Source organism: Nocardia sp. NPDC002869, from assembly GCF_046764065.1.
GTDB classification, from domain to species: Bacteria; Actinomycetota; Actinomycetes; order Mycobacteriales; family Mycobacteriaceae; genus Nocardia; species Nocardia rhamnosiphila.
This window is the reverse complement of record NZ_JBKOOL010000166.1, coordinates 1-12,495: the sequence shown is the minus strand read 5'-3', so window position 1 is coordinate 12,495 and position 12,495 is coordinate 1. Positions and strand designations below refer to the sequence as shown.

The following is a 12,495-nucleotide window of genomic DNA, read 5'->3' as shown; positions in this document are numbered from 1 at the left end:
GAGGCCCCTCGGAAACAACAAGACAGAACGTGACCCCGCCCGGCGCTCCGGGCGGGGTCACGTCGTGACGGTTACCAGATCTTGACCCGCTCCTCGGGCGCCAGGTAGAGGGCGTCGTCGGGGGTCAGGTCGAACGCCTCGTGGAAGGCGTCGATATTGCGGACCACCGCATTGCAGCGGAACTCCGCGGGGGAGTGCGGGTCCACCGCGAGTCGGCGGATCGCTTCCTCCGGCCGCGCTTTGGTCCGCCAGACCTGCGCCCAGCCGAAGAACACCCGCTGCAGTCCGGTCAGGCCGTCGATCACCGGGGCTTCCTGCCCGTTCAGCGAGATCCGATACGCTTCCAGCGCGATGGAGAGTCCGCCCAGGTCGCCGATGTTCTCACCGATCGTGAACTCACCGTTCACGGTGTGCTCGTCGGACAGATCGGCGGGGGAGAGCACGTCGTACTGGTCGATCAACGCTCGCGTGCGCTTCCCGAACTCGGCGCGATCGGTATCGGTCCACCAGTCGACCATATTGCCGTCGCCGTCGTATTTGGCGCCCTGGTCGTCGAAGCCGTGCCCGATCTCGTGCCCGATCACCGCCCCGATCCCGCCGTAGTTGGCGGCGTCGTCGGCGTTCATATCGAAGAACGGCGGCTGCAGGATGGCGGCCGGGAAGACGATCTCGTTCATTCCCGGGTTGTAGTAGGCGTTCACGGTCTGCGGGGTCATGAACCATTCGTCCCGGTCCACCGGGCCGCCGAGCTTGTTCAGGTCCCGGTCGTGGTCGACGGCGTAGCCGCGGCGGTAGTTGCCGACCAGGTCGGCCGGCGCCACGGTGAACGCGGAATAGTCGCGCCAGCGCTCGGGGTAGCCGATCTTGGGCGTGAACTTGTCCAGTTTCGCCAGCGCCGCCTGCCGCGTCGCCGGGCTCATCCACTCCAGCTCGGCGATATTGCGGCGGTAGGCCTCGCGCAGGTTCTCCACCAGCCGCACCATCGCGGCCTTGGCCTCGGGCGGGAAGTGCTCGGCCACATACAGTTTTCCCACGGCTTCACCGAGCAGGTCCTGTACCAGCGACACCCCGCGCTTCCACCGCTCGCGGTTCTCCTGGGCGCCGGTCAGCGTGCGGCCGTAGAAATCGAAACTCTCCTCGACCACTGTCTCGGTGAGATAGGGCGCGCGGGACCGCAGCACCCGCCACTGCGCCCACAGCCGCCACTCCTCGAGCGATTCCGATGCCCACAGCTGCGCGAAGGTCCGGAGGAAGTCGGGTTGCCGGACCACCAGCTCGGCCAGGAGGTCCGGGCCGCCACCCGTGACGCCTTCGGCGAGACCGTCGGCCCAGGCGGTCCAGTCGAATTCCGGATGCGCGGCCGCCAGGTCGGTGAAAGTGGTGAGGTTGTAGCTCAATTCGGCGTCACGACGGCGCACTACATCCCAGTGCCCGGCCGCGAGTTTGCGTTCGAGTTCGAAGACGCGGCTGCCCACCGGGCCCCCCGGCAGCAGCTCCGCGATCCGCGGATCGGCCGCCGCCAGTGCGAACATCCGGTCGATATGTGCGATATAGCGCTCCCGCACCTCGGCGTACTCGTCGGAGCGGTAGTAGGACTCGTCGGGCAGCCCGATCCCGGACTGCGTCGCGTAGACGAGGTAGCGCTGGGAGTTCTTGTCGTCGGTATCGACGTAGACAGCGACCGCACCGGAGACCCCGACCCGCTGCAGCCGGCCCAGCAGCCCGGCGAACTCACCCCGGTCGGTGGTCCGCGCCGGCGCGGCCAGTTCTTCGACGACGGGGGACAGACCCACGGACTCGACCGCGTCGGTGTCCATGAAGGAGGCGTAGAGGTCGGCGATCTTACGGGCGTCGCTGCCGGGCTCCCCCGTGGCATTGCGGATGATCTCCTGCACATCCAGCTCCGCCCGGTCGAACAGGGTACGGAACGCGCCGTCGACCGCCCGGTCGGCCGGGATCTCGTACTCGGCCAGCCAGGCGCCGTTGACGTGTGTGAACAGGTCATCCTGTACCCGGACGGCCGGGTCGAGATGGGTCAGATCGATACCGGAGGGGCTCGTCACGTCGGAAGTCACAGAACCCAGTATGCCGGTGCCGGGCCGGTCCGAGTGGGATACCGGACCGGCCCGCCCGTTCAGTTGGTGGGCTCCGGTGGAGCGATCGTCACCCCGTACTGGTCCTCGATACGCTGGTTGAACTCGTCTTCGCACCGCGACACCGCGCTCTGGTCACCGCCCGCGTTGCTGACGCAGTCGACGAAGTCGCGGCCACCCGAATCCGACCAGATGCCCCAGCCGACGATGCCGACGACGATCACTCCGGCGAGGGCGAGCACGCCCAGGATCAGGCCGATCACCGCCATGACCCCGCCGCCGCCGGTGCCGCGATTCGCCTTCACCAGGGCGATCACACCGAGGATCACCGCGAGGAGCCCGAAGAGGATGCCGCCGACGATCGTCCAGAAGCTCAGTACGCCGAGGATGCCGAGGACCAGCGCGGCGATCGCCATCCCCTTGCGTTTCGGCGATTCCTGCCAGTACTCGGGTTGCCCGCCGGTGCCGGGGTAGGGCCCCGGTTCGGGATAGCCCGGGGGCGGTGGATAGGACATACGTTCCTCCTCAGCTGAGCTGGTCGAGACCCTGCCGTAACGCTCGAGCGATCTCGGTCCGCATATCATTGTCGAGGGTCGATCACCTACGGGTCGACCCCTATCCGGACTTTTCGGACGTTAGCTGGCGCCGAGCCGGGCATGCATCTCCCAGATCAGCACTTCCGCCGGTTCCCGCGCGATCAGCCGCTGGCCGCCGGAAAAGGTCAGGCGCACGGCGTCACCCGTGTCCAGCAGGCCCACACCCTCCATCTCGACCGACCCGCGGGCGACGAATACGTGGAGGTAGGGCGCCTCGGGCAGTTCCACCGACGCCTGCGCGTCCGGCGCCGATTTCGCCACGTGCAGCGCCGAATGCGAGCTGTTGATGGCGATGGCGGTGCGGTCGCGGTACCGCGGCAGCCCGGACGCGACGGTCACCAGGCCACCCGCGGCCAGCTGGTCGTCGATTTCGAGTTGCTGGTACCCCGGCTCGATCCCGGGTTCGTCGGGCAACACCCACATCTGCACGAAATGCACCGGTTCGTCGTGTTCGGGCCGGTTGCCGTCGATCCGCCACGAATCGTTCTTCTCCGAATGCCGGATGCCGGTACCGGCACTCATCCGCTGCGCGAGCCCCGGGTATATGACGCCACTGTGACCGAGCGAATCCTGATGAACCAGGGACCCCTCGAGCACCCACGTCACGATCTCCATATCGCGGTGCGGATGGGTATCGAACCCCTGGCCCGGCAGAACGATATCGTCATTGTTCACCAGCAGCAGGCCGTGATGGGTGTTCTCGGGGTCGTAGTGGGCGCCGAAGGAGAACGAATGCTTGGAATCGAGCCACGATATCCGGGTCTTCAGACGGTCACCCGCACGATGCACATCGATATGCGGCGTCGGCAGCGTGGACATCGCACGACTCCTTTCCGGCTCGGGCACAATTACCTTTCCCGCATGTAGTACCTCGGCGATACCACGACCTCGTCGATTGTCAGCTCTGGGCATTTTACGCGAGCGACCTCGGGGTGAACGGCCGATGAGCAACCGGGGCGGTAATAGCGGTGTGGCACACGTTTCACGAAAATGGATCTATACGGAACCGGGAGGTGAAGGATGCACCCCGAAGCACTCGCACGGACCGAGCAGCGGCTGCGTGCCGCCGCGCGGCGCGACGGCGTCACCGACCTGGTCGTCGGCGTCGCGGTGTTCCAGGACGGGAAACTGCTGGTGGTGCGCCGGGTCCCGGGTGACTATCTCGGCGGAATGTACGAGCTACCCGGTGGCGGGGTCGAATCCGGCGAATCGCTCACCGAGGGCGCGGCGCGGGAATTGCTCGAGGAAACCGGCCTGGTGGCCCGCCGGATCACCGATTTTCTCGGCTGGTTCGACTACGCCACCCGCACCAAGGCCAAGGTGCGGAAATTCAGTTTCCTGGCCGAGGCCGAACCCGGTGAGATAACGCTGGACCCGGACGAGCACGACGATTACGCCTGGATAGACGCCGGCGCGCTGGGCACCCTGCCGATGGCGCCCGATATGCGTGAGGCCGTCGATCTGCTGATCGCCGAACGCGTGTCCGGACCGGCCGGAATACCTCCGGGCCCGCGGGGCAGGTAGCGTCGCGGCGGTGTCCAGCTCTGCGCCCGAACCCACCACCACCACGGACCGGACACCGGAAGGCGGCGGGCGGCGGCATGATCTGTCGGCCTTACGCGCCGCGATCAGCGAGAGCCCCGGCGCGGTCCGGTTGACCCTGGTGCGCTTCACGAGCCAGTTCGGTGACGGCATGTTCCAGGCCGCGCTGTCCGGGGCGATCCTGTTCAACCCCGAACGGGAAACCGACCCGCTCGCCGTCGCGGCCGGTTTCGCGGTACTGCTGCTGCCCTATTCGCTGATCGGACCGTACGCGGGGGCACTGCTGGACCGCTGGGATCGGCGACTGGTCCTGCTGATCGCCAACCTGATGCGCGGCCTGCTGATCGCCGTGGTGGCGCTGGGCCTGCTCACCGGGGCCGGAGCGAGTTTCCTCCTGCTGCTGGCGCTGGCCGTGGTCGGAATCAGCCGGTTCACCGCGGCCGGTGTGTCGGCGGCGCTGCCGCGGGTGCTGGCCTCGCACCGGCTGGTGCCCGCCAACTCCGTGCTCGCGACAGTGGGCTCGGCGTGCGCGGCCGGCGGCGCGGCGGCCGCGGTGGCGGTGATCGGCGCGATCGGCGCCGGCGATACCGGTTCGGCCGTCGCCGTGGCGCTGAGTGTGACCGGTTCGGTGGCCGGAGTGGTGCTCACGGCCGGGTTCCGCCCGCGCACTCTCGGCCCGGAATCGGAACCCGGCGACACCGCGGGCGCGGTACGGGCGGTACTCGCCGGACTGCTGGTCGGCGCACGCGCGGTCCGGCATTCGGTCGATGTGTCCACCGCGATGATCGGTATCGGAACCCACCGGATCGTCTTCGGCATCAACACGCTCGTCATGGTGCTGGTGCTGCGGGAATCACCGTCGCACGGCGCGGCGGTGGACAGCGGGTTGATCGGCTTCGGTGTCGCGATCACCGCCACCGCCGCCGGAATGCTGCTGGCGGCGCTGCTGACCCCGCTGCTCATTCCCCGACTGGGCCGGCCCCGGACCGTCCTGCTGGCGCTGTCCGGTGCGATCGCGGTACAGCTGGCGCTGGTCCTGCCCACCGCCCTCACCCACGCGGCCGACAGCGTGCACCGCGCCCACCAGCTCCTGCTGGCCGGGGCGTTCCTGCTCGGGCTGGCCGGACAGACCATAAAACTCACCGGCGACGCCGCCATGCAGATGGATATCCCCGACGACCGCCGCGGCCAGGTCTTCGCCCTCCAGGACACGGTATTCAATATCGCGTTCGTCCTGGCGGTCGCGGTGACGGCACTGGTCGTCCCGGCCGACGGCCGATCCCCGGGCGTGGTCCTGGCCGGGGCGGCCTGTTACGGGATCGGCATCGTCGCATTGCTGCTCAACAACCGCAGGCGGATTCGGCGACCCGGCGACGCCGGATGAGGGAGGACAATGAAGGCACAGCCGGAAGGAGGGTGTGCCATGGGGCTGGACCTCAACAGCGACCTCGGTGAGGGGTTCGGGGCATGGAGCATGGGGGAGGACGCCGCCATGCTCGACATCGTGACCAGCGCCAATATCGCCTGCGGTTTCCATGCCGGCGATCCGTCCATCATGCGGCGCACCTGCGCGACGGCGGTGGAGAAGGGGGTGCGGATCGGGGCTCATATCGGATACCGGGACCTGGCGGGGTTCGGGCGGCGGGCCATGGCGGTAGCGCCCGCGGACCTCCGGGACGAGACGCTCTACCAGATCGGCGCGCTGGACGGCTTCGCCCGGGCGGCGGGCGACCGGGTGCGATATGTGAAACCCCACGGCGCGCTGTACCACGCCGCCGCGGCCGACGCGGCGCTCGCCGACGCTGTGCTCGCGGGCCTGCGGGACTACGATCCCGCCCTCACCCTGCTCGGGCCCGCCGGTACCCATCTCGAGAAATCGGCGCTGGCCGCCGGGACCCCGTTCGTGAGCGAGGGTTTCGCCGACCGGGCCTACACGGCCGCGGGCGGTCTCGCACCGCGCGGTACCCCGGGCGCCGTACTCGGTACCGAACCGGCGGTCGCCCAGGCGGTCTCGCTGGCGGAGAACGGTACCGCCCGGGTGCTGGGCGATGGCGGCACCGTGACGGTCTCGCCCGACAGCATCTGTGTACACGGCGACACCCCGGCCGCGGTCCGGATGGCCCGGCGGATCCGTGCCGCGCTCGAGGACGCCGGGATAGCGGTAGCGTCGTTCACCTGAACGACGGGACGGGGGTGAGGTGACGTGTCGCGAGCTCCACGAATCCGGGAAGAGACGGCGGTACGGTGTGCCGGCGACCGGGCCTTCCTGCTCATTCCGGACGATCCGGAGCGGGTCGGCCGGCTGGCCACGGAATTGGCCGGGCGTCCGGTCGCCGGGGTGGTGGACATCCTGCCCGCCGCGGAAACCGTGCTGGTGACCCTCGATTCGGTGCGCTCCGCACCTCGGGTGCGGCGTGAGCTGGAACGCGTCGTCGCGGCGGTGAGCGCGACGAAAGCCGATGTTTCCCGTGGAACATTCACGCCCGCAAGCGAACCTGTGCGGATTCCCGTGCGGTACGACGGTCCCGATCTCGATACCGTGGCCGCGCTGCTGGATCTGCGACCGGACCAGGTGATCGCCGCGCACACCGCCGCGACCTGGCAGTGTGCCTTCGTCGGCTTCGCGCCCGGCTTCGGCTATCTCACCGCCGCCGACTGGCAGTACAGCGTCCCGCGCCGCGATACGGCGCGCACCCGCATACCGGCGGGGTCGGTCGGCCTGGCCGGAGGCTGGTCGGCCGTCTATCCGCGGGTGACGCCGGGTGGCTGGCAGCTGATCGGCACCACCGCATCGGCCATGTGGGATACCGATCGAGACCCGCCCGCCCTCGTCCAGGCCGGCGCGCGGGTGCGATTCGTCGATGCGGACGCCGCCTCGTGATCGTGATCGAGCGGGTCGGTCCGGCGGCCACCGTCCAGGATCTGGGTCGCCCGGGGTGGTTCCATTCCGGCGTCGGACCCTCCGGCGCCGCGGACCGCGGGGCGCTACGACTGGCGAACCGCCTGGTAGGAAACCCGGAGGGGTGCGCCGGGATCGAAGTACTACTCGGCGGCCTGACCCTGCGCGCCGAAACCTCACTGCTGCTGGCGGTCACCGGGGCGCCCGCCCCCGCGACCCTGGACGGGACCCCGGTGGGTCACGCGAGCGTGCTGCACCTCTCGCCGGGCCGGCGCCTGCGGCTGGCCACGACGCGCACCGGGCTGCGCAGCTATATCGGGGTACGCGGAGGAATAGATGTCCCTCCGGTACTGGGCTCCCGCAGTTACGACACGCTCTCGGGCATCGGCCCGCCTCCGTTGCGCGACGGCGTAACTCTCCCGATCGGCCCACCACCCCCTGAGTGGCCGATCATCGAGCAGGCGCCACTACCCGGACCGGACGCAACGCTGGAGATACATGCCCTGCCCGGCCCCCGGGACGACTGGTTCACCGACCCGGCCGCCCTGTTCACGGGTCACTGGACGGTGAGCGCCGATACCGACCGGGTCGGGGCGCGCCTGGACCGGGCGGACGGGCCGGCACTGCGGCGGAAGTCGTCCGGCGAACTCGCCACCGAGGGTATGGCGCTCGGGTCGGTGCAGGTTCCGCCCGGCGGTCAACCGGTGGTCTTCCTCGCCGACCATCCGATCACCGGCGGTTACCCGGTGATCGCGGTGGTCACCGACGCCGATATCGACCGGGTGGCGCAGGCCCGGCCCGGTCAGCGGATCCGGTTCCGCCGCGCGGCGGGCACCGGCTGATCTCCGGCGTCCACGGACCTCACGACACGGGCGGCTCGTCCGGCGGTGCCAGCCGGGCGTGCAGGAGATACACGTTGTACGAATCCCACTCCGACATCGCCAGATACAGATCCCGCGAAGTGGACCATGGATGGAGGAAACCGCCGTAGGCCTTCGGATAGTCGGCGGTCGATACCAGCTGCACCGGTTCGGTCCAGCTACCTTGCGGGTCGGCGGCGGTCCGCAGGACGATCGCGCCGAGCGCCGGATCCAGATAGCTCATCTGCCACAGCCCGGTTCCCGGATCGACCCGCACCGACAGCTCACTGGCGATACCGGCCACCAGCGGTGTCGCCTGGTTCTCCGCCGCCGGAGCCCAGGTGCCGTGCACCCAGTACTGGTATGCCGTCTTGTTCAGCACTTCGTCCTTCGGGACCCGGGCCAGCCCGATCACCCCGATCCGACCGTTGGGCGTACCGAACATGTAGACGTGGTCGCCGTGCGGCACCATGGCCGTCACCTGGAACCGGTTGAGCCCGAACAGGTTGTCCCAGCGAGCATGCTGATCCTTCACCCAGGTGCTGCCGCCGTCGTCGGAGTAGGCGATACCGCCGTAGTTCGTCCACCACATCCCCGGAATGCGGCTCCAGCGGTTCACCGACATGAAGCTGAGGTACTGCCGTCCGCCGAGTGCGAACCCGGAGGTCGGGATGGTGGTGGTCTCCCAGTTCTTGATCTTGCGACTACCCAGCAGTTCGGCTGCGTGGCAACGGCTGTCCTGCACCATCGTATCCAGCATCAGGCCGTCGGAGAGGTCTCGGTCGGTGCTGTAGGCCAGCACATTGCTGCGCCAGTCCGGTCCGCCGACCTCACCGGCCGTCCAGCCCTTTCCGAACGTATCGCCGAAAACCATGGCGATCCGTCCCGGTTCGGTCTCCCACATCAGCCCGAGGTCGGTGCCATCGACCTGCCAGCGCATATCGGTGCGATTCGCCGACCCGTGCCCGGTGACCTGCTCGACCAGCCGCACCGCCTCGACCCGCGGTAGCGCCACCGGCGCCGCGACCGGACCGGGTTCGGCCGGATGCACGACCGGCGGCGGTGCCGGTTGCGGCGGCGCACCCTCGCCGCCCGGCACCGGATACGGGATCGGTTCGATTTCGGGTGTCACCCGGATCTCGGGTAGCCGCCACGGCATTCCGGAACCGGACGACCCCGAACTGCCGTTCGCCGAACCGCCACCCGGCGCGGCCGGGGGAGGCGCCGGGTCATCGGGTGCGGGTTCCACCGGTTTCGGTGTGTCGCGAATATCGGGGCAGGGGTTGTGGCAGGGGTCGGCGGGCAACGGATCCGGGGTGATCCGGGTGTTGTCCGGCGGCGGATCGGGTACGGGCACCGGTTGCAGCTGCGGTACCGGAACCGGGATATCGATCCGGGGAGGCACCGGCGGCGGGAGCGGGGCCGACGGATCCGGCTCCCGGGCGAGCGGATCGAAACCGGTTTCGCCACACTCGTTCACCGGCGGCGGTGCCCACGGAAACGGCGCGGCATGCGCGGGGAACGGCACGGCGACATACCCCGCGAGCACCAATCCGAGGAACGCGAGCCCGACACGACCGGGCCGCGGGCGCGGCATCACCTCGATCAAAACTTCTCGCAGTCTCTGGTCGAGTCCCATTGCCGGACCGAACCTACCCGAACCCGACAGCCTCCGCGCCGATTGATCGACGCGGGTCGTGGGTCGAGTCGCACGGGGGGTTGCGCCGCGGCCCCGACACGACAGGTGACGCGGGCGACACCGCGTGGTCCGGGCCCGGCCGACCCAGTACCCTCGACACTGATCATGGCCGCCTACTCCGATCCCCGTTCGGCCTCCCTGTTCAACGCACTATGGGCCGTCGACCTGGGTAAACGACTGTTCGAGCAGACCCGGCTGGAACAGTGGATCAGCCTGACCACCGCCTGGATGGAACCGATGGCCGACCTCGGCGCCGGGACCGTCACCGCGCTGCTCCCGGACACACTGCTCACCATGCTCAGCGAAGGCATACTGAGCCGGTTCGGCGGACAGGAGATCAGCGCGACGCTGCTGGATCATCGGCTGACCGGCACCCTGGATCTGTTGAAGGTGCGCCGGCGCGGCGCGCATTTCCAGACCAAAGCCGTACTCCGGGGGCTGCGCTGGGACGAACGGCCCATCGACGAGGTCACCGTTGTCTCGCACGAGGTCCGGCTGGTCCCGGGGGTACCGACCCGCGTCCGCGCCAACCGGGTGGATATCGAGGGCACGGTCGGCCTGGACACCGTGGTGGGCTGGCTCGCGAGCCGGCAGCGGGAATGGGAACTCTCGGTGACCGGGCCGGGGCTCATCCACGCGGTACATCACCGCAAGCGCATCACCGCCGACCTCGACGCCTCGATCACCGAGGATGTGCTGCACCTGGTCGTGCGGCGCGCCACCTGGGCCGGACTGCCCGTACCCCGGCGCTGGCGCACGATGAACCCCATCCCGATGGGGGAGCTGCCCCGGGGCGTGCGCGTGCGGTGGGCCATCCGCGACGGCGCGGTGGTGCGATTCCGGATAGAACTCGCACCGATCAGCGGCTCGTTCGACCTGGCTCAGATCCGTTCCGCGATCGTGGCCGGCACCACCCTGATCGTTTTCTGACCGGCCGGCTCATTTCTGCGTCTGCCACCACTGCTCGAGCGCCGCCTCGGCCTCGTCCCGGGTCAGCGGTCCGCGATCGAGACGCAACTCCTTGAGAAAATGCCAGGCCCGCCCGACCTCCGGCCCCGGCGGCAGCCCCAGCAATTCCATGATGGCGTTACCGTCCAGATCCGGCCGGACTTTCGCCAGGTCCTCCTGCTCCTGCAGCCGCGCGATCCGCGACTCCAGATCGTCGTAGGTGGACCGCAATGCCGCCGCCCGGCGCTTGTTCCGGGTGGTGCAGTCGGCGCGCACCAGTTTGTGCAGGCGGGGCAGCAAATCGCCGCCGTCGGTGACGTAGCGGCGGACCGCGGAATCGGTCCACTGCCCCTTGCCGTAGCCGTGGAACCGCAGATGCAGGAACACCAGCCGCGCCACATCCTCGGTGAACTGCTTCGGATACTTCAGCGCGCGCATCCGCTTGCGCACCATCTTCGCGCCCACCACCTCGTGATGGTGGAAGCTCACCCCGCCACCGGGTTCGTTGCGTTTGGTGTCCGGTTTCCCGATATCGTGCAGCAACGCCGCCCAGCGCAGCACCAGATCGGGATCACCGTCCTCCTGGTCGATGGCCTGTTCCAGCACGGTCAGCGAATGCCAGTAGACGTCCTTGTGCTGATGATGCTCGTCGATCTCCAGCTTCATCGCCGGGACCTCGGGCAGCACCCGCTGAGCCAGACCCGTCTCACACATCATGTCGATACCGTCGATCGGGTGGGCGCCGCCGATCAGTTTGTCCAGTTCGGTCCGCACCCGCTCCGCGGTGATCCGATCGATCTCCGCGGCCATCCGGGTGATCGCCGCCCGCACCCGCGGATGCACGTCGAACCCGAGCTGCGAGACGAAACGCGCCGCCCGCAGCATGCGCAACGGGTCGTCACCGAACGAGTCCTCCGGAGCCGCGGGAGTATCCAGCACACCGGCCAGCAGCGCCGCCATCCCGTCCAGCGGATCCACGAACTCCAGCGCCCCGTCGGCCGCGACCCGGACCGCCATGGCATTGACCGTGAAATCCCGCCGGACGAGATCGTCCTCCAGCGTGTCCCCAAAGCTGACCTGCGGATTCCGCGAAACCCGGTCATAGACGTCGCTACGGAACGTGGTGATCTCCAACTGCTGCCCGTTCTTGGCGGCACTCACCGTCCCGAACGCCAGCCCCCCGGTGTCCCACAGCTGATCGGCCCATCCGCGCAGCAACTCCTGCACCTGCTCCGGTCGCGCGTCGGTGGTGAAATCCAGATCCGTCCCGAGCCGCCCCAACACCGCGTCGCGCACACTGCCCCCGACCAGATACAGCTGGAAACCATGCGCGGAGAACATCTCACCGAGCGGCGTCAGTACATCGGAGAGCCCGCCCAGCGTGATCGCGGCTGCCGCGAGCAAACGGGTACGGCGATCCTGCACAACGTCGTCGGACTCGGTCGATACCACAGCAGAACCTTACCGAGTAGGAACAGCCGCAATTTTCCGGCCGACGGTATGGCCGGGCGCTTATGGGTCCGGAGAATTGCCATCGGACGGGGGTCTGTGACACCACCCGGCGGAAAAAGCCGCCGCGGACCGGTCGGCGAAATCGAGAGACGAGCTCATGACCGGAGAGGCGAGCTCGCGCAGGTAAGAAACCGGTCTGCTCACGCAAGCGAGAAGCCGGTGTGCTCACGCAAGCGAGGGGTGGTTTGGTCACCGAAGTGGGAGGGGTGGACTTGCTCGCCAAGGTCAGAAGGCGGACTCACTCGCCAAGCTGCTGTGTTTTTGGCGGCGCCTTCGGCGCCGCGGGGTTGAGGCCCCCTTGGTCTCGCCGTTTCGGCCCGGAAAAAACAGCCGTCGGGGCAATGCC

The 12,495-nt window shown here is 68.8% G+C and carries 11 protein-coding genes; 6 read left to right on the top strand and 5 right to left on the bottom strand.

Annotated elements, in window-relative coordinates:
* Positions 1 to 71 precede the first annotated feature (71 nt).
* The 3 genes from ACLML9_RS23930 to ACLML9_RS23920 form a co-directional block, all read right to left on the bottom strand.
* Positions 72 to 2,075 (bottom strand): M13 family metallopeptidase, encoded by a 2,004-nt coding sequence (locus ACLML9_RS23930; protein WP_411947630.1) that lies wholly within the window; start codon positions 2,073 to 2,075, stop codon positions 72 to 74.
* A gap of 59 nt (positions 2,076 to 2,134) precedes the next feature.
* A complete protein-coding gene (locus ACLML9_RS23925; RefSeq protein ID WP_411947629.1) occupies positions 2,135 to 2,608 on the bottom strand; it encodes a DUF4190 domain-containing protein in 474 nt (157 codons plus the stop codon).
* Between the two features lie 120 nt (positions 2,609 to 2,728).
* Entirely contained in the window at positions 2,729 to 3,508 is a 780-nt protein-coding gene (locus tag ACLML9_RS23920) for a pirin family protein (RefSeq protein ID WP_411947628.1), read from the bottom strand.
* Between the two features lie 201 nt (positions 3,509 to 3,709).
* Here ACLML9_RS23920 and ACLML9_RS23915 point away from each other — a divergent pair, with 201 nt between their 5' ends.
* The 5 genes from ACLML9_RS23915 to ACLML9_RS23895 are packed head-to-tail and all read left to right on the top strand — an operon-like array spanning position 3,710 to position 7,972.
* Complete coding sequence (locus tag ACLML9_RS23915) at positions 3,710 to 4,213, top strand: NUDIX hydrolase (RefSeq protein ID WP_411947627.1); 504 nt, start codon at positions 3,710 to 3,712, stop codon at positions 4,211 to 4,213.
* A 10-nt stretch (positions 4,214 to 4,223) separates the two neighbouring features.
* Entirely contained in the window at positions 4,224 to 5,615 is a 1,392-nt protein-coding gene (locus ACLML9_RS23910; RefSeq protein WP_411947626.1) for an MFS transporter, read from the top strand.
* 39 nt (positions 5,616 to 5,654) lie between these two features.
* Complete coding sequence (locus tag ACLML9_RS23905; protein ID WP_411947625.1) at positions 5,655 to 6,410, top strand: LamB/YcsF family protein; 756 nt, start codon at positions 5,655 to 5,657, stop codon at positions 6,408 to 6,410.
* A gap of 24 nt (positions 6,411 to 6,434) precedes the next feature.
* A complete protein-coding gene (locus tag ACLML9_RS23900) occupies positions 6,435 to 7,112 on the top strand; it encodes a 5-oxoprolinase subunit B family protein (RefSeq protein ID WP_411947624.1) in 678 nt (225 codons plus the stop codon).
* Positions 7,109 to 7,972, top strand: a complete 864-nt coding sequence (locus tag ACLML9_RS23895; protein WP_411947623.1) for a biotin-dependent carboxyltransferase family protein — start codon at positions 7,109 to 7,111, stop codon at positions 7,970 to 7,972. The genes ACLML9_RS23900 and ACLML9_RS23895 overlap by 4 nt, the downstream gene beginning before the upstream one ends.
* Before the next feature lie 19 nt (positions 7,973 to 7,991).
* Here ACLML9_RS23895 and ACLML9_RS23890 read toward each other — a convergent pair whose 3' ends face one another.
* Positions 7,992 to 9,587, bottom strand: a complete 1,596-nt coding sequence (locus tag ACLML9_RS23890; RefSeq protein ID WP_411947622.1) for a DUF4185 domain-containing protein — start codon at positions 9,585 to 9,587, stop codon at positions 7,992 to 7,994.
* A gap of 207 nt (positions 9,588 to 9,794) precedes the next feature.
* Between ACLML9_RS23890 and ACLML9_RS23885 the strand changes: the two genes are divergently transcribed.
* Complete coding sequence (locus ACLML9_RS23885) at positions 9,795 to 10,619, top strand: hypothetical protein (protein ID WP_411947621.1); 825 nt, start codon at positions 9,795 to 9,797, stop codon at positions 10,617 to 10,619.
* A 9-nt stretch (positions 10,620 to 10,628) separates the two neighbouring features.
* Here ACLML9_RS23885 and ACLML9_RS23880 read toward each other — a convergent pair whose 3' ends face one another.
* A complete protein-coding gene (locus tag ACLML9_RS23880) occupies positions 10,629 to 12,089 on the bottom strand; it encodes a CCA tRNA nucleotidyltransferase (protein WP_411947620.1) in 1,461 nt (486 codons plus the stop codon).
* Positions 12,090 to 12,495 lie beyond the last annotated feature (406 nt).

Bases quoted from the DNA above. Each gene is read 5' to 3' on its own strand.
- ACLML9_RS23905 (WP_411947625.1), top strand. From the start codon at position 5,655: ATGGGGCTGGACCTCAACAGCGACCTCGGTGAGGGGTTCGGGGCATGG.
- ACLML9_RS23915 (WP_411947627.1), top strand. From the start codon at position 3,710: ATGCACCCCGAAGCACTCGCACGGACCGAGCAGCGGCTGCGTGCCGCC.
- ACLML9_RS23925 (WP_411947629.1), bottom strand. From the start codon at position 2,608: ATGTCCTATCCACCGCCCCCGGGCTATCCCGAACCGGGGCCCTACCCC.
- ACLML9_RS23920 (WP_411947628.1), bottom strand. From the start codon at position 3,508: ATGTCCACGCTGCCGACGCCGCATATCGATGTGCATCGTGCGGGTGAC.
- ACLML9_RS23890 (WP_411947622.1), bottom strand. From the start codon at position 9,587: ATGCCGCGCCCGCGGCCCGGTCGTGTCGGGCTCGCGTTCCTCGGATTG.
- ACLML9_RS23885 (WP_411947621.1), top strand. From the start codon at position 9,795: ATGGCCGCCTACTCCGATCCCCGTTCGGCCTCCCTGTTCAACGCACTA.